12 protein-coding genes are annotated in these 17,899 nt (G+C 51.5%); 4 read left to right on the top strand and 8 right to left on the bottom strand.

The genetic code is table 11. The features are described from left to right. Window positions 1-143 precede the first annotated feature (143 nt). Both IZU26_RS06915 and IZU26_RS06910 read right to left on the bottom strand, forming a co-directional pair. The gene (locus IZU26_RS06915) at window positions 144-6,476 is read right to left on the bottom strand and encodes a right-handed parallel beta-helix repeat-containing protein (protein WP_433277814.1); all 6,333 of its coding nucleotides are present in this window, start codon (window positions 6,474-6,476) and stop codon (window positions 144-146) included. A 308-nt stretch (window positions 6,477-6,784) separates the two neighbouring features. Then, window positions 6,785-7,462, bottom strand: a complete 678-nt coding sequence (locus IZU26_RS06910; protein WP_021330376.1) for a hypothetical protein — start codon at window positions 7,460-7,462, stop codon at window positions 6,785-6,787. Window positions 7,463-7,559: 97 nt separating this feature from the next. Here IZU26_RS06910 and IZU26_RS06905 point away from each other — a divergent pair, with 97 nt between their 5' ends. From IZU26_RS06905 to IZU26_RS06895, 3 genes are all read left to right on the top strand, one after another. Continuing rightward, on the top strand, window positions 7,560-7,994 hold the full coding sequence (locus IZU26_RS06905) for a helix-turn-helix transcriptional regulator (protein WP_433277812.1): 435 nt from the start codon (window positions 7,560-7,562) through the stop codon (window positions 7,992-7,994). A gap of 85 nt (window positions 7,995-8,079) precedes the next feature. After that, window positions 8,080-8,895, top strand: a complete 816-nt coding sequence (locus IZU26_RS06900; protein WP_433277810.1) for a CheR family methyltransferase — start codon at window positions 8,080-8,082, stop codon at window positions 8,893-8,895. A 36-nt stretch (window positions 8,896-8,931) separates the two neighbouring features. Then, entirely contained in the window at window positions 8,932-10,116 is a 1,185-nt protein-coding gene (locus tag IZU26_RS06895) for a protein-glutamate methylesterase/protein-glutamine glutaminase (protein ID WP_433277808.1), read from the top strand. Between the two features lie 91 nt (window positions 10,117-10,207). Here the strand turns inward: IZU26_RS06895 and IZU26_RS06890 are convergent, their stop codons facing one another. From IZU26_RS06890 to ychF, 6 genes are all read right to left on the bottom strand, one after another. Next, window positions 10,208-10,897 (bottom strand): DNA alkylation repair protein, encoded by a 690-nt coding sequence (locus IZU26_RS06890; RefSeq protein ID WP_433277806.1) that lies wholly within the window; start codon window positions 10,895-10,897, stop codon window positions 10,208-10,210. A gap of 85 nt (window positions 10,898-10,982) precedes the next feature. Continuing rightward, complete coding sequence (gene efp / locus IZU26_RS06885; protein WP_021330369.1) at window positions 10,983-11,552, bottom strand: elongation factor P; 570 nt, start codon at window positions 11,550-11,552, stop codon at window positions 10,983-10,985. Window positions 11,553-11,606: 54 nt separating this feature from the next. Continuing rightward, a complete protein-coding gene (earP, locus tag IZU26_RS06880) occupies window positions 11,607-12,740 on the bottom strand; it encodes an elongation factor P maturation arginine rhamnosyltransferase EarP (RefSeq protein ID WP_433277804.1) in 1,134 nt (377 codons plus the stop codon). Beyond that, window positions 12,737-13,372 carry an SGNH/GDSL hydrolase family protein gene (locus IZU26_RS06875; RefSeq protein WP_433277802.1) on the bottom strand — a complete coding sequence of 212 codons (636 nt, stop codon included), beginning with the start codon at window positions 13,370-13,372 and terminating at the stop codon, window positions 12,737-12,739. The genes earP and IZU26_RS06875 overlap by 4 nt, the downstream gene beginning before the upstream one ends. Before the next feature lie 30 nt (window positions 13,373-13,402). Further along, window positions 13,403-14,881: a hypothetical protein gene (locus IZU26_RS06870; RefSeq protein WP_433277799.1), complete on the bottom strand. Its 1,479-nt coding sequence runs from the start codon at window positions 14,879-14,881 to the stop codon at window positions 13,403-13,405. Window positions 14,882-14,983: 102 nt separating this feature from the next. Next, window positions 14,984-16,123 (bottom strand): redox-regulated ATPase YchF, encoded by a 1,140-nt coding sequence (gene ychF / locus IZU26_RS06865; protein WP_433277797.1) that lies wholly within the window; start codon window positions 16,121-16,123, stop codon window positions 14,984-14,986. A gap of 136 nt (window positions 16,124-16,259) precedes the next feature. Between ychF and IZU26_RS06860 the strand changes: the two genes are divergently transcribed. Further along, complete coding sequence (locus tag IZU26_RS06860) at window positions 16,260-17,858, top strand: hypothetical protein (protein WP_310822418.1); 1,599 nt, start codon at window positions 16,260-16,262, stop codon at window positions 17,856-17,858. The last annotated feature ends 41 nt before the right edge of the window (window positions 17,859-17,899 follow it).

Below are 17,899 nucleotides of genomic sequence, written 5' to 3'. Positions count from 1 at the left end.
CCCCTGCATTATGCTGCAGCATACTCCCGCACTTACCCTGCGCCACGGACGGCGGCAAAACTGCAACCAAACTCGTCGCTCAAAATCCGTAAACGGACTTTGAGCCGTTTTCAAACAATTATCCGCTGCCAATCCCTTATGGTTTACGGCGTCTTTAGTGTCCCGTCGCTGTCTACCGACCAAGTTTGACCGCCTTGCGGTGTTACGGTGAACTTATTCGTATAAGCCCCTACCGATGAGCTGTCCGACATTCGTACTACAATCTCGCCAGGTACATAGCTCTCGGGAGTAATACAGGCAACCTTCGGTTCCGTTATGGGATTGCCTTTATCGATTTTTATGCTGGCAGGCGCGCCGCTGTCATCGTTTTCTTTTAAATACACATCATTGCCGTCTTTTAGGGTACCGTCGCTTCCCCAGTCCCCGACACAGGCTTTACCGCCCATGATAAAGTAACCGTCTTGGTTGCCCATCCCACCGGAAGAGGCTGCTACATAAACGCCTTTTCCCGCATCGCTTGTATTATTCTTGATTGTACCGCCATACATCTTAAATGTACTGTTCATATCTACATACACGCCGCCGCCGCGCTTTGCGGTGTTGCCCTTAACGGTGCAGCCTTCATTTTGGTCGTTATTTTGAAGCGTTACTGTGCAGTCCCCTCCGATATAGATACCGCCGCCGTTGCCTTCGTTTGCTCCGGTTCCGGTCGCTTTGTTTGCGTCAGCTCCCGTGCCGCCGATGGTACCTCCTTCGATGGTTACGTCGGATCCGGCGCTGTCTTTTACCGCGTAGATTGCGCCGCCGTTTTTCGCCTGATTCTTCGTAAGGGTGCAGTTTGTCATGCCGGCAGTTCCGCCCTCGATAATCATGCCACCGCCATTGTTGTTTGCCGTGTTACCCCTAAGAGTACAGCGCGTCATGGTGAGCATTCCCCCGTGAGTATACACGCCGCCGCCGCCGCCAAAGATGGTGCTGTCTGTCGCCGTGTTGCCGCTAATGGTGCAGTTTTCCATGGTAACGGTTGAGTTGTTTGCACGCACGCCGCCTGCCCTTCCTGCCTCGTTGCCGATAATCCGTATGCCATGCTTGCCGCCGAATACGTCCGTGTACTCGTTAAGCGTCAAGGTACAGCCATCATTTACATAGATGCCGCCGCCGAAGCCATACGGATCGGTTACCGTGTTTGCGTCCGTGCCCGTGCCGCCGATAGTGCCGCCGCTGATTGTTATATGTGCGCCGGTAGAGCCGTTCTTTACTGCATGCACTGCGCCGCCGTTCGATTTCGCCTTGTTGCTCGTAAGGGTACAGTTTGTTATGGTGACGGTTGCGCCGCTTGCATAGATTGCACCGCCGCTGCTGTCAGTGGTACCTGCCGCCGTGTTGCTGGTAAGGGTACAGTTTGTTATGTTGACGGTTCCGCCTCTTACAAATATTGCGCCGCCGGAACCTTGCTCGCCTGTTCCTGTCGCCCTCCCGTTCTTAAGCATCAGGTTTTCAAGCGTGAGTTCTCCGCCGTTTTCTACGGTAAAGACACGGCTTAGGCTGCTTGCGTTGAGTGTGGGAAAGCCGCCTCCTTTTACGGTGATCTTTTTTGTTACGCTGATCGCGCCGTGGTCACCCGGCGCGCCTGTTGCCGTTATAGTACTCTTTATAACGAATTCGTCGCCGTTTTCCACCGTCGGCGCTTCGATCGCCTCTTTCAGCGTCTTCCACGTAGCGGTACTTGGTATGAACGTCGTCGCCTGGTTCAAAACGAGGGCGCTGCCGTTATATTTGAGCTTCCACAAAACCGTCGAAGGCGGAGGCGATGGATTTTGCTGATCGCTTATTTTAAACCTGTCCGCATACGCGCTGATATCTACACTGGCGGAAGCGGCGTTTACGGCTGTGACGCCTGCCGTATAATCTTCAGGCGTTATCTTTGCGACGGTGTGGGTGCCTGTAAGAGGCGCCGTTACGGTTATCTTTGCGTTTTTAGACGAGTCGTACGGAACATCGGTGCTCTTTGCCAAATAGACGTCGTTCGCTTCGTCGATCTTCATACCGCCTGCTATATTGCATGTGCCGCCGCTTTCGACATAGATACCTGCGCCTGCACCCTTATTCAGCGAACCGTTGCTTACCCCATTATACTTCATAGTATCTACATCGTTGAGACTGCATGTACCGCCCTGTGCAACGTATATACCGCCGCCCTTTCCCTCGCTCGATGACAAAGTATCGCCGTCGGCGTAATTCTGGGATATCCCCGTGCCGGTAAGCGTACAGCTGCCGCCTGCGACATAGATACCGCCGCCGTACCTTGCCCCATTGCCTCCCTGATCCGGTCCGCCGATCGAACCGCGCGTTAAACTGAGCGTGCCCTTCGTATACACGGCGCCGCCGTCGCCGAGCATGGACATACAGCCTCCAATACGGCAATCGGTAAGAGACGCGCCTGCACCGGTATTAACAAATATACCGCCGCCCGGAACCCCTGAAGCCGGTTCGCTGTCTTTGAGCGTAAGGTTTTCAAGATTAAGCGTACCGGAGTTCACGAGGAAGATACGGCTTTTATTTGCGTTCCAAAGATCGAGTCTATTTGCGTTTATAACGGCGGTAGTTGCGCCGTCGGCTTTTTTTATCGTGAGGTTTTTGCTGATAGTGATTTCGCCGTAGTTGCCGGGAGCATTCGTCGCTTTTATCTCTCCGTCTATGATGATAGTGCCGCCGTCGGCAACATTATTCACAGCTTGTCTAAGCTTTTTCCACGCATTACCCGTGCCGTCAACGGTTACCGCATTCAGTACGAGCGTTCCGTCGGTCTTTATTCCCCACTCATCGCCGCCGTCCGGCGTTACGGTAAATCGGTTCGTATCGGAAACAGTGAGCGTATAGCCGTCGCCTTTCATGACCGCTCTTCCGGCGATATACCGACCCGGCGTAATGCGTGCAACCGGAGCCGTACCGGTAAGAGCGTCTTTAAGCGTAATATACTTATCCTGCATCAGATAGACGTCGTTTTTGCCGGCATCGGCGGTAGTCGGAGGCACAATACGGGCATCACTTTTCATAACAAAAGTTCCGGCTACATATACGCCGCCGCCGGATCCGGCGACGGGAACCGTATTATCGAAACCCGCACCACCTATGACGGTTCCCTCATCGAGCGTACAGCTTCCTGACGCATAGATACCGCCGCCGTTTTCCGCCGCGGAATTGTTTTTGATTTCCGTATGCTCCGTCGTAAGCGTACCGCCTGTGTTATGGTAAATACCGCCGCCCGACTTTCCGTCGTTGTTTAAAATCTCGACTTTTTCGCTCGAGTTTCCTTCTATCTCCAATGTACCTGCATTATAAATACCGCCGCCGCTGCACACGGCACTGCCGTTATTCGAAATCTTCGTAAGACTCTTTATCGTACAGCTTCCCGCAAGTCCGACATATATGCCGCTTCCCATGGCCGAGCTGCCGGAACACACATTGTGATCGATCAGTGTCGATGTTGTATCTTTCGGCTCGACGGTACATTTTCCCTTAACAATACAGATACCGCCGCCGCTTCGCCCCGCTTTGTTATACGTGATATCCGTGCCTTCGATCGTACAGCTTGCAGGATCGGTCGGCACACTGCATATCGCACCGCCGTCATCCGTCGCTTCGTTCGCGCTTGTATTGGAGCCTATATGACACACGGATAAGCCGAGCGTGCCGCCGTTATGGATTGCGCCGCCATTTTTCGCTTTGCATCCATAGATATGCGTATTGCGTATATCCGCAGTCGCTCCCGTTTTAATAAGGATTGCCCCTCCGTCGCCCGAGCCTGCGTTGCCGTTTTGCAGCCGGATACCGTCGAGCGTCAGTTCCCCGCCGCTCTCTACGCTAAAGATTCGATGAGGCGCAAGAGGAGCATCGGAAGACGGAGTACCCGTATGGTTGCTGTTTGCGTCGAGTGCGGCGGTTGTATTTTCGCCTTTTACGGTGATCTTTTTTCTTACGGTAATTTCACCGCTGTTTCCGGGATCCTTGGTCGCTTTTATTGTCCCCTTTATCACAAATTCGTCGCCGTCTTCCACCGTCGGCGCTTCGATCGTCTCTTTCAACGTTTTCCATGCGTTGGAAGCGCTTCCGTCCACGGTTATCGCCGTCGTCGGTTTCAAGACGAGGGCGCTGCCGTTATATTTGAGCTTCCACAAAACCGTCGAAGGCGGAGGCGATGGATTTTGCTGATCGCTTATTTTAAACCTTTTCGCATACGCGCTGATATCTACACTGGCGGAAGCGGCGTTTACGATTACACGATTCGCCGTATAATCTTCAGGCGTTATCTTTGCGACGGTGTGGGTGCCTGTAAGAGGCGCCGTTACGGTTATCTTTGCGTTTTTAGACGAGTCGTACGGAACATCGGTGCTCTTTGCCAAATAGACGTCGTTCCCTTCGTCGATCTTTGCGTTACCTGATATGTTGAATGTGCCACCGCTTGCAAGATAAACGGCCGCACCTTTGCCACCCGGCGCAGTGTTACCGGAGATTGCGCAGCCGGATCCGACGGTAAGGCTGCCGTCTATTTTGACATATACCGCGCCGCCCTGTCCGCCGGGTACGGTACAATTTTTAATATCCGTATCCGTCATTTCGCATGAAGAATCGTTATCTCCTATATAAATACCGCCGCCGTAACCGCCGGAAGAATCTTCGCCGTTTTGCAGCGTTACATTTTTAAGAATGAGTTTTCCGTTAAATTCTATACTAAATACGCTGCATAAATTTGAAGCATCGAGTATCGAAGAAGTTTTGGAATCCCCTATGACGGTAACCGTTTTGCCCGGATAAATACCCGCAGCTTTTTCTCCGCTGACATCTATAGTGCTATCGTTTACTACAGATACAGGTGGAGTGCCGGGAAGCGGAGGATAGCTGATATTTTCCGCTTTTACGGTTCCGCTTATTTTGACGGTGCCTGCCCCGCCTAAGGGGATTTTCTCTATGGCGGCGCCGAGCATATACCACATCGGCAAATTGTTGACGGCCTTTATTTCCCTTCGCACTTTGTAATACAGCGTGCGTTCATTGCTGTCGTCAAAGCCCTCGCCCGATGCCTTAAAGCTGACTTTATACACGGCTTCCCCTCCGCCGTCCGCCGGAGAAGGAAGCGTAACGGCGGCACTTCGTCCTTCAGCAAAGGATGCAGTGCCGGAAACGGAATCGCCCGAGTGTTTTTCCGCGCTTCCCGTTACGGTAACCCCTGCAAAATAGTCGTTTCCGTCAGGTTTTTTTATCGTGAGTTTTACATCTTCCCCGTATGCGCTGTACACGGGGATCGCGTGAGTTTTGTCCGAACCGTCGGGTGATACGCCGCCGATCGGGGCGCCCCCGCCGTTTAAGTCGTTACTGTCTATGGTAGCGGTGCTTCCCGGCGTAACAATTTTAGTCGCTTCAGTATACACACCGAAAGCGGCTACATTGTCTATGTCCGCATGGGCAAATACCTTCGGAACGGGAAGCGTGCGCTTGCCGATGGTCTGTTCCGCACGCGCGGAATAGAGTTTTCCGTCGAAGAGCCGTATGCCGTATTTTTCCGGAACCTCGCCGACGGGAACGTTCGTTTTAAGGTAGAGCACCCACGGGCCTGAAGGAACGGTGTCCGGATGCGGGCTGCCCGAAAGAGGCGCCGCTTCTGCAGGCAATAACTCAGCGACAGCCGTTTTCGCTATAAAAGCGGTGTTGGAAGTGTCCGATATATCGAAGTCGGTATGTCCTGTAGTAAGCGTAACGGGATATGCCGTTTCAGCGCCGCCGTTTTTGCTCACGTACACGCTCTTAAGATCGCTGTGCAAATCGGGTGCACCCGGTTCGGCAAAACCCGCGACTTTAAAGCACAGAACGTAATAGCGTTTGCCCTGCGAATCGGCTGCGGCCGTTTTAAAAAGCGCGATGTGATTATCGTCGGACGCGGGAACGGATGCGGGATCCGGCGGCGGCGTATTCGCTTCCAAATCGAACGAATAGGTTTGATTGAACTTTCTGCCGTCGGTACTGTAGAGTGTAATTGAAGCGCCGATGTCCGCGCGGCTTTGCTCATAGCGTTTCAAAAAAGCCGGTTCGTACGTCAGCGTCAAGGTATTTTGTCCGCTTTGCACAAGCGTATAATCGACACCTGCTTCGGGAGCCTTTGTCCCAGAAGCATCGTGTATACCGCTTCCGAAAGTTACGATATCAGAAGGAGAGCCGGGCGTACCCGGCATTATAAACGTAAAGTTTTTGGGATTGCGCACGGTCAGCGTAAACACCGCATCGCTTGCCGAAGGTGCACACTGAACGCCCGCCGCGCTCGTCTGTACCGGAGACGCCGCTCTGAAATTTGTGATGACGGGCTCCGACGCCCAATACGAAAAATCCTCTTCTATGTCCGCAAAAAGCTCTTTGCAAGCGGTTATAGTCAACAATGCCGCTGCCGAAGCAACGCCGATAAGTACCGTACCGATTTTACGCATTACACATTTCCTTATTCTATACATATCTCTATCTCAAATTCCTGCGGCGGGAAGTCGGAATATGCAATAAATGCATCCGCCGGTTTCGGAATTGCAGCTGCAGGGAGAGCGTCCGGTCCGATGTAAAAACGTAAAAGTCAAGCGCAGGTATTTTTGACGGCTTTCGCAAATACCTGTCGATCGATGTTTACGGTGAAAAGGTTAACAAAAATCGAATCTTCGTATTTCCGGTTCACCGCAGTCATAACGACTCCCTCGCTTATTATATTATAACATAAATCAGGCGATCTTGTTAAGGGAATATTTTTTTACGAAAAGCCCGTATGCCGGCCGCGTGAAGCGATAAATTTTTCAAATCGCATATCGGCATACCGCGGCGAAATACGCACGTATTCGAGAGACGCTCCGTCTGCGTTCTCGTTTGCCGCTTCGACGTATTCCCGTTTTGCCCGCACGATGCGTTCGTTTGCCGTCCGTTCTTCGGCAATTTCGACGATATAAAAATGCGCCGCCTTTGTTTCGATTACGAAATCGGGACGGTACAGGCACATCGCGCGGGTATCGAAGTCGCGGTACGGAACAAAAAAATCCTCCGTGCCGGCAAGGGACGTTTTATCTGCAGCGCGCAACGTTTCATCCGAGACGGCATCGTTCGGTGCTTCGGACAAGCGGCTTGCCCGCATACCCGTGTACCAGATGTGCGCGATCGATGCGTCGTAAAAGAGGTTTATGTCGAAAAACAATTTTTTTACATTCGAAGAAAAAAAGTATTCGGAAAGATGGAAACTTTTTCTGCTGCCGCCCAGCTGATTATACGGTTCATAGAGCGCATCCGATTCGGAAGCGCAGAGGTCGCTCACGGGAAAACGGATCGCCTGTCGTTGAAGAGGAGCGCCTCTTGCAGGCGGCAGCGCTTCGGGAAACAGCGGAACAATGTTTGCGCGGACAAAGACGGCGCGCGTCGCCGATCCGACGATCGTAGTCATAGACAATTCCTGCGGATTTTAAAACCGAATAAGGTTATTATAACGCACTACGGTAAATAAATCCATGCGATAACAGCTTTTGTGGTACACCTGTACTATGCACCTGTTTTGGAAAAACGTGTATCGGATTATCGGCTATCGGGAAATCAATTTAAAAACGCTTGCGATACTCGCGGGTGTGCCGTATTCGACGATCACGAACGGAAAAAATAAAGGAGACGGCCAACCGTCGGTCGGGACGGCGTATAAAATCGCGTCGGCGCTCAACGTGTCCATAGAATCGCTTATGCGCGATACGATAAAAATCGAAAACGAACGCGACGTTCTGTCGGTGGAAAATTCGCTGCCGAAAGACAAAACCGAACTGTACCGCAGATACGAACACATCATCGACGCACTTGAAAAACTTCCCGTCGGAACGAGAGAATCGATCGCCAATGTAATTTTAACCGTTGCCGCCGGCGGGCAGCCTGCCGCGGAAAGCGGATCAAAAAAATCCGCAGAAAAACGGATGTACCGCGTCCGCCATTGACGCAACAACCGTCCGCACCGACGAAGTGACAAAAGACTTTAATCATTACTAGCTATAAACCGAAAAATACTGTACAATAATAAATATGTCGGATTTATTGAGTGATGCGGAATTTGAAATGTTCCGTAAGGTTATCTATGACGAAAGCGGTATTACATTTTCAGGGACGAACCGTTCCGTTTTAGACAGCCGCATTAGAGAACTCCTGCGCCAAAAAAAAATCGATTCGGTAGCGAAATATTATACGATGATTTTGCAAGACAAAGAAGAGATGAAAGAGATGCTCGATTCGGTAACGACGAATCTGACGCATTTTTTTCGAACGCAGCCGCATTTCGATGCGCTCATCAATTATGTCATACCGCATCTCATCGACTATAAAAAGCAGCACCGTTCCGACGTGATCCGCGTGTGGAGCGCGGGTTGTTCTACCGGTGAAGAGCCGTATACGATCGCGATGATTTTAAAAACGATTTTGCCGCCGTCGTTTAGGTTTAAAATCACCGCATCCGACATTTCCCTCAAATCGCTCATGGTGGGACGGCTCGGTTTTTATGCGGACAGCCGTGTGGACGGAGTTCCGGCTGATTACCTTGCGAAGTATTTTACGAAGTCGTCGGGCGGATACCAAGTCAATCGCGACATCATGGACACGATCAATTTCGATTATCACAATCTCAGTCACGATTCCGGCAAACACGATTTCGATATCATATTTTGCCGCAATGTGCTTATCTATTTCGATGAAGCGGCGCAGGCGGCCGTCGTTCAGCGGTTTTGGGACGCAATGGCGCCGCATTCGTATCTGTTTATCGGGCATTCGGAATCGCTGTTCGGCATGAAAACGAAGTTTGAATTTTTAAAAACGGAGTGGGCGTGCTTGTATCAAAAAATGGAATAACGCCAAACAGCAAAATACATACGGCAGGAAGACAAAATGGATAACATAGAAGTGCTTATTTGTGACGACTCCGCGTTGATGCGCAATTTGGTGACGCGCATCGTTGAGGGAACCGAAGGTTTGCACGTCGCGGCGACGGCGATGAACGGACAGTTTGCAGTGGACAAGATTCCGCTCGTAAAACCTGACGTGATCGTCCTCGATATTGAAATGCCGGTGATGAACGGCGTCGAGTTTTTAAAAGAGCGCAAAAAGCGCGGCTGGGATATTCCGGTTATCATTTTATCGAGCGTCGCTATGGAAGGAGCGGCGGTCACGATGGAATGCCTCGAACTCGGCGCAAGCGATTTTATCACAAAGCCCGGCAGTTCCATTTCGACGGATTTGACGGCGGTTTCGGAACATCTCGTCGAACTGCTCGCTTCTTACGGCAGTGCTTATGCGCGCGCACACGGAAAGCAGACGCATGATTCCGATTATTTTTCACATCAGATAAAGATGCGCGAAGCCGAGCGCTTTGTCGCCGAAAAAAAGGGTATCGCTCCCGCAAAAAATCCCGCAATCGCACCGACGCTGTGGAACCAAACTGCCGAAAAAAACAAAGAGCCCGCCGTCGTTGTGCCGCTCCGCGAAGGAGGCCGCATCGAAGTCGTTGCGATCGGAATTTCCACGGGCGGCCCGAACGCGCTCCGCGATGTTTTTAAAGATATCGACGTGCGATTTCCGCTGCCGATCATCGTCGTCCAGCACATGCCGGCGGGCTTTACGGCGGAGTTCGCAAATAGTCTCGACCGCATCTGCCCGCTCGACGTTACCGAAGCGAAAGACGGAGAGCCCATCGTACCCGCGCATATCTACATCGCACCGGGCAACTACCACGTCTATGTCGCCCGGCAGGGAGCAGGTTTGGTCATAAAGCTTTCGCAGGATCCGCCCCGCAACGGGCATCGGCCTTCCGCCGACTACCTGTTCGAATCGGTCGCAAAGACGTATCAAAACCGTGCGCTCGGTGTCATCATGACGGGCATGGGTAGAGACGGCGCGGCGCAGCTTGCCGAAATGCGCAAACAGGGTGCATGGACGCTCGGCCAGGACGAAGAGTCGTCGATCGTATACGGCATGCCGAAAGTCGCGTGGGAATTGGGCGCGGTGCAGGAACAGGTGCCGCTTGACCGCATGGCGGCAAAAATAAGCGAGCTCGTGCGTGATCATTCGAAATAAACAGGCAAGTATGTACCGCCATGTATGTGCAAAAACTCGGCGGTATGCTATGCCGCTATCGGCTTTATGCAGCCGATTTATCGGAATGTGATTAGGATTTTCGTTTTAAACCGCGCAGATAATTTTTACACTCGTCGGAAATGCGGTAGCTTTCGATCGCTTTTTGAATCGTTTTATTGTGTGTCCATGTATCGAGTTTTTTCTTTTCGATAAACGGAAGCACCGCATCGTACTGTTTGGCGAGCGCCGTCGCAAAATACCACGCGATCATCATATTGATATAGTATTCGCCGGAACGTATTTTCGAAACGAGAGAGGCGGATGAAAGCGTAAAATGTTCGTCGAGGAAAAAGCGCATCAGCATACCGATACCGAAGCGCACCGTATAGGTTTTACCCGACGCGATCCATTCCCGTATTTTTTTGTACAATGCGGGAATATTTTTTTCGAGCGCTTTCGGACTCATCGAATCGCAAGTCGCCCAGTTGTCGACGTACGGTAAAAACGCGTCGAGAGCAGCGACGGCTGTATCGAAATCGGCGATCGTTTCGATGATAAACGCGTGCACATTGTTTTCTTCGTAATAAACATGCGGAAGCTTTTTAATAAATTTTTTTGCATCGGGGGTTTTTGCGAATTCTTTTGCAAACGAACGCAACACCGGCGTGCGTATACCGATGATCGTTTCGCTCGAAACCGTCGGCAAAAGCTTTTGTTGAAATCGCCGGTAGGACATATCCTGCATTTCGAATAATTTTTTTTGAAGCGCTGTCTTTATCATACAACGAGTGAAATAAAAGAAGGCGCGTCTCTACAAACCGGATCGGCCGTGAACGGCAGAAAACTCGGGGAACGCGCCGCACAAATCAGTCTTTCGCGCGCTCGACAAAAGAGCCGTCGCGCGTATCGATGACGATGCGTTCGCCTTCGTTGCAAAAAAGCGGAACGTTCACTTCAATGCCCGTATCGAGCGTCGCGGGCTTAAACGTTTTGCCGCTCGTGTTGCCTTTTACGCCCGGCTCGCAGTACGTGATCGTGCGCGTAACGTTGACGGGAAGTTTGACGCCGACCGGCTTTCCTTCATAAAACGTGATCGATATGTCGATGTCATCGTCGGGGGAAAGGTAACCCGCGTTGTCGCCCAAATCTTCTTTTGTCATTTCGAGCTGTTCATAAGTTTCCTGATCCATAAACACGTACGTATCGCCTTCGATGTAGGAAAGCTTCATCGTTTTTTCGTCGAGATCGACTTCATCAAATTTTTCTCCGGCGTCGAGGCCGAGATCCTGCGTCTGTCCCGTGACGATATTTTTTACGCGCAGCTTTGTCACCATACCGCCGCGGCCCGATTTTTGACCGAGCATACGCTGTACCATAAGCGGATTGTTTTCATACATAAACGCAGAACCGACTTTGATTTCCGATGTTGTAACCATAGTGCTACCTTCTATAAATTAATAAGATTTGACAAAATTGAAAAGTGTATATGATTATAACGCAAAACGCCGCAAATAATCAAGCAGGCAGCGGGCAAAGTCGCCGTTTGCAATAAGCGCGGATGCAAATGCGGAAAAATATTTTTTTATCCTGCCGGAAGCTTCCAAAAAAGCAAGGAGCGCTTTTTCCGTATCGCAAAAAGCCGTGCCGGAAGCATTGTACAATGTCCACGCATTTTCGACGATCGCAAAATCGTCACGCGGAAAAAAATCTTTTATGCGATGCAAAAGCGCTTCGACTTTTACGCGCTGATAATCGTCTTCCTGCGGATATGCCTGCCACACAAAGGGAATACCCGAAAGGCACGCGCGCGAAAGCGAATCTTCCCCGCGTATAAAAAGCGCGTCCATAGCATAGAGCAGATCATCCCATTCGCTTTGCACTAAAAACGGAAGCCGTTCCGCAGCAAAATGCACACTCGAATCCGCGTATGTTTTCATAAACGCATCCTGCCCCTGTCCCGCAGCGGCGTAGGCACAAAGTTTAAAGCGCTCGTCCGATTTTCGCTTTTCCGTTTCAAATGCACAAAGGGCGCGGACGACGGGAGCGTAATCGCGGACATAACCGAAAATCAAAACCGAAAATTCATCGGGATTTTTTTTTGCCGGCACGTACGCGGGCTTCCGATCGAGGATGAGTCCTCCCGTCTTTGAAGTAAAGCCCGGCATAAAATTGACTTTTTGTACGCGCGACGATCGCGTGAGCGACTTGAGGCAGTGAAATTCTTCGGCGTAATCTTCCGCCGTAAGGTAGTCGATATTCACGACGTGAACGACGGCGGTATTTTTTTTATCGAATAAAAGCGCTTCAAGCCATTCGGGATAAGGGCATTGAAAACACTGCAAAACGATTTTCGGCATCGCTTTTGAAAAAAAAGCGCTACACGCATCCGCCGCGTTCCAATCGAAAACCGTCCAATTTCCGTACTGCTGTACCGACGCATGAGAGTCGATTCCGGGCGCAAGCAAAGCGAAAGACGCAAGATCATCGATGACGAATCGAATGTGCACGCTGTCGTCAAGCGCCGAAAGAGCGCGCGCGAGGCGGTATGCAAATCCGACATCGCCGTAATTGTCAACGACTTTGCAGAGGATCGCGATATCGAGCGCGCGCGTTTTATCCGTCATATATGCCGGGCGATACAGGATGCAATCGCTTCCATGCCTTTTTTATTCGGATGCAGTTGGTCGGCGAGCATATCCTCTACCGCGATTTCCGATAAATCGATCGCACGGATATTCCGATCGGCAGCATGCGCAGAGGCGACCATAGAACGAACGCTGTGCTGCAGATCGAGCTGCGTCCAGCCGCAGTCGTTTTTTTCCGTCAGATCCCAATCCAAACGTACGGGCGGCACGCAAAAATACGCGACGGCGTGCGGCAGCGCTTTTCGTATTTTTTTAATAAGGAGCGTATAGGCAGCTTCGAATACCGCAAGCGGCGCAGCGCCTTCCGCGCGCTGACCGAAATCGTTCGTGCCGCCGAACACGATCACGGCGTCTCCTTTCAAACGCGCGATACGCGAATCGGAAACGAAGGCGGACCAAAGGGGGCGCGAGCCGGTTTCCGAAACGCGGCTTCCGCTGTACGAATCGTTGCAGATCATCGTATTTCCCGTCAGCCGTTCAAAATGCGCCCACCACATATCGTCCCTGCGATAAACGCCGGAATCAGGCATCGGATACGCGACCGCATAATTTTCGGGCGACGTTCCTTCGAACGAAGAAATGGAATCTCCCATAACCGAAAAGGTAAACATACGAGCACCTCTTTGTTTTTTTACAGTATACTACAATTTTTTTTGCGCCGCGTCGTTTATAGCCGCAACGGCAAGCTGCAATTCATCGGCATCGGAAGACGTCACCATCCAGCGGGCAACACCTTTTTCGCTTTGGCTCGCGCGCTGTGCGATCCAGCACCACTTATCTCCGTCCCAATCGCGTTTTAACAATGTCGTACCGAGCGGAGAGCCGTCTTCAAGCGTTTTAAGCGGCACGTATCCTCTTTCCGTAAAAAAATTTTCGGTCGCACAAAGCGCATCGTCCCGGTCTTTTTCATCCGCATAGGTATAGCCCCATTCGCGTTCTCGAAGCACGCTGTTTTGACGGGCGACGAGCGCATCGAATTCCGTTTTAGCGTTTTTCCAGCGTTTCAAAAACAGAAGACAAAAGAGCAGCGTGCTTTCCATCGGAACCGTGTTTTCACCGTTCGGAAAATTCAGATAATAATGCGCGGTCTCTTCGACGGCGGCGATTGCTTTTTTTTGCAGCAAAATATCCTTTATCTGCGAATGCCCGTTCGGAACGAGCAGCGGATTGTTGCCGCCGCTTTTCAGTTCCGCGTGAACGACGGGAGACGCTTTCGAGTCGATTCCGATATGCGCTTCCCCCGTATGCGGCACGATCGACGTGAGCACGGAAGACAAAAAAGTCATAATCACGGAAGGAGAAATCTCCGTGCCGTCGCCGCTTCTCGTATCGACGCGGTCGCCGTCGCCGTCGAATAAAAAGCAAAAATCGACCGACGAGGGATGCGCACGTATATAGTCGAGCGTACCTTTGATATTATCTTTAATAATCGGATTCGGCGCACCGCTCGGAAAACTGCCGTCTGGAACCACGTTTCGCGCAACGCACGAAATACCCGCATAGCGAAACGCACGCATCACTTCGCTTCCCGCGCTGCCCGATAAAAAATCGGCGACGACGGATATACCGGAAAGTTCGTCTTTTTCGATCCGTGCCAAATCCAAACAGGCGCGCACGTATGCGTCGCCGTCGTCGATGACCGTAACGCTGCCGTCCTCTTTTGCGGAAACGGTTTTTCCTTTTAAAAACGCATCGCGGACGGCGACAAGTCCGCCTTCCGGCCCGACGTTTTCGGCGATGGGTCTCACGTTCGGCCCGACCGTTTTTTGTCCGGTATAATTTTTCGGATTGTGCGAAGCCGTATACATGATTCCCGCACAGCTCGGGCGCTGCATACAGCTGAAATAAAACTGACACGTCGAAACGGGCAGCACGTTCGTATACACGCGAAATCCCATCGCGGAAAAAGTGTCGATCGCGAGCTGCAAAAAGTGTTCGCCTTTTTTGCGCGTATCCCGGCACAAAACGATTTCGTCGGTGCCGAGGCATTCTCTGAAATACCACGCCTGCGCATTGTACAGACGGGACGCCGTTTCATCGGTCAGCCGTTCGGCATCGATTCTTATATCAAAGGCGTGAAACAGTTCATGTGCGATTTTTTCAAGTGCATTGTCGGCCATATTTTCTCCAAAGAAAACTTTTGCAAAAAACCGAAGTCTGCGGTTGCTTTTTATTAAATCAAGAAATCATTAATATTTAATTTCGATTTTAATTAACAATTATTATTTTCCTGCGGTATTGAATTTAATAAACAATACGTCGCCGTCCTGCACGACGTAATCTTTTCCCTCAATACGGTATTTTCCCGCTTCTTTGATCTTCGCTTCCGAGCCGTAAGTGCGCAAGTCGTCGATCGAATACGCTTCTGCTTTAATAAAACCTTTTTCAAAATCCGTATGTATGACGCCCGCCGCTTTCGGAGCGGTGTCTCCTGCGCGGATCGTCCATGCATGACAGTCGTCGCTTCCCGCAGTAAAAAAAGTACGCAGCCCCATGAGCTTGTACGCCGTCCGCGCAAGATTTGCAAGCGCCGATTCTTTGAGGCCGGCGGCTTCCATAAATTCCTTGCGGTCGTTTTCGTCTTTGATTTCCGCCAAATCGGATTCGAATTTTCCGCAGATGACGACGGTCTCCGCGTTTTCTTCGGCGGCGATTTTTTTTACCGCTTCAACGTAGTCGTTCGTACCCGCAGCGATCGCGTCTTCGGCGACGTTGCAGACGTAAAACGTCGGCTTCATCGTAAGCAAAAACATATCGCTCACGGCCGCCTTTTCTTCCGGCGACAGAAGGGCGAGCCGCGCGCATTTTCCCGATTCAAGCAGCGGTTTGATCTTTGCAACCGCGCTCGTCCAATGCACATATTTTTTTTCTTCCTCTTTTCCGAGCGCGCGGCTCGCCTTCGTCACTTTTTCCTGCCGCTTTTTTATCGTATCCAAATCGGCAAACGCGAGCTCCATATCGATCGTTTCGATATCGCCTTTCGGGTCGATCGGCACGACGGTATTCGCATTTTCGCGGACGTGCATGATATCGGCATCGTCAAAACAGCGAACGACGTGTGCGATGCACGCCGTCTCCCGGATATTCGCCAAAAATTGATTGCCGAGACCCTCGCCCTGAGCCGCGCCTTTAATAAGACCTGCGATATCGACGATCTTTACCGACGTAGGCGTAATCTTTTTCGGCTGAAAAACGCTTGCGAGAAAAGCGAGGCGCTCGTCCGGTAAATCGACAATGCCGACGTTCGGATCGATCGTACAAAACGGAAAATTTTCCGCAGCGGCAGGAGCTGCCGTCAGCGCCGTAAATATCGTAGACTTGCCGACATTCGGCAGCCCGACGATTCCGCAATCGAGTGACATGATTCCTCCGTAAAAGCGTGCAAAGAAATTGCACTGTAAAATCGAGTGTTCAGTATATATGATTTGGCGGCGCTGAACAAGGCAATTGTTGACACCGTTGTTGTGTACCGGTACTTTTTATGTTATTATTTCGAATATGAAAAATCGGGCGCTTTTGTATACCGACGATACCGACAATCTCATGACCCTTGCTCGATGCCTTGTAAAACGGGACTGGGAAATTCTGTCGGCGGGACAAACCGGAAAGCTGCTCACGGACGCCGGTATCGCCTATACGGCGGTATCCGTTTTCGACGATTCGCCCCGCACTTTCGGCGACTATGGGGCGACGCTGCAATCGCTTGTCGCAAGCGGCCGGCAAAACGAATACGGTTATTCCGACGAAACGGACACGATCCGCCTCGTTTGCATCAATTTGGAACCCGCATCGCACGCGCACAAAAATTATAAAGCGTCCGATTCCGTTGCGGACAAAATCGATATGCGCGCTTTGTCGTTCGTTCAGGCGGCGTGCAAAAATTATAAAAACGTACTCGTACTCACCGATTCTGCCGATTATGAAGAAGCGATCGTCAAAATAGAGACGCAAAGCGTTTCCGAAGCGTTCCGCCTCTACCTCGCGGCAAAAGCGTTCAATATGGTTTCGGCCTGCACCGCCGCGGCGGGAAACGCGATTTTGCGGCAAACGGGCGACAAGTCGTATCCGCGCTATTTTATGCTGCCGTATAAAAAATCCGAAGAGCTCATAAACAAAGAGCAGTCGCACCGTTCGGCATGCCTCTATACGCTTTTGCACGGCGGTGCGCTCGACAGCTTGCGGAAAAACCAGGGCGGAGAACTTTTGTACAGCCTCTACGTCAACATCGATGCGGTGTGGGAAAGCCTCAGCAATTTTTCCGCATTGTTAAAAAAGCCTCCGACGGTGATCGAACGCGGCGACAATGGAAACGAAACGGAAATGCGCTTTACGCCCGCCGCAGAATCGGTATTCACCTGTTCGTCAAAGCACGGCATTCCGATCAGCGCCGCCCTCGGCTCGAACTCGGCCGAATCGTTTCAAAAGATGTCCGGCTGCAGAAAAGCGTTTTTCGACAGCGCCGTCGCAGGATTCAGCGCGGTCGTCGACGAACACGCCGCACATGAATTATTAAAATCGAATTTGGCGGCGGTTGTCGCTCCGGACTTTACGGCGGGAGCAAAGGCGCTGCTTGCCGAGCGGAAAGATATCCGCCTGATTACGATGTCGACTCCTGCAACGATATCGTACACTATCCGTTCGCTCAACGGCGGCCTCATCGTCGAAGAAGACAAGCTTACGCTCTTCGATTCGTGGAATGTCGTCACAAAGGCGCGCCCGACACAGCTTCAAGCCGACGAAGCGGCGTTCGGGCAGCTCGTCATGCTCGGCGCAAAACACGATGCGGCGGCCGTCATCGGAAACATGACGACGATCGGCATGTGCTGCGCGGCGCTCGCACCGGCGGACGCGTGTTTTGCCGCAATCAATCGGGCAGCGAACAATATGCGGGCAGAATTAATAAACGGCGCCCGGTCTGCCGAAATTTTGGTAAGCGGCAGCGCGCTGCCTTTTGACGGCGGTTTTGACCGTTTCGTAAAAAGCGGCATACGCCTCCTAGTACAGCCCGGAGGAACCGACACCGACGCCGAATCGATTGCCTTTTGCGACGAACACGATATCGCGATGGTTTTTACGGGTGCTGAAATCGATCGCTGACGATGAATCGTTTTAATAATATTCGAAATAGAATTTATTAA

Origin of the sequence: Treponema sp. SP13 (genome assembly GCF_050938355.1) — a bacterium.
GTDB lineage: Bacteria > Spirochaetota > Spirochaetia > Treponematales > Treponemataceae > Treponema_D > Treponema_D socranskii.
This window is presented reverse-complemented; position numbering and strand designations above follow the sequence as displayed.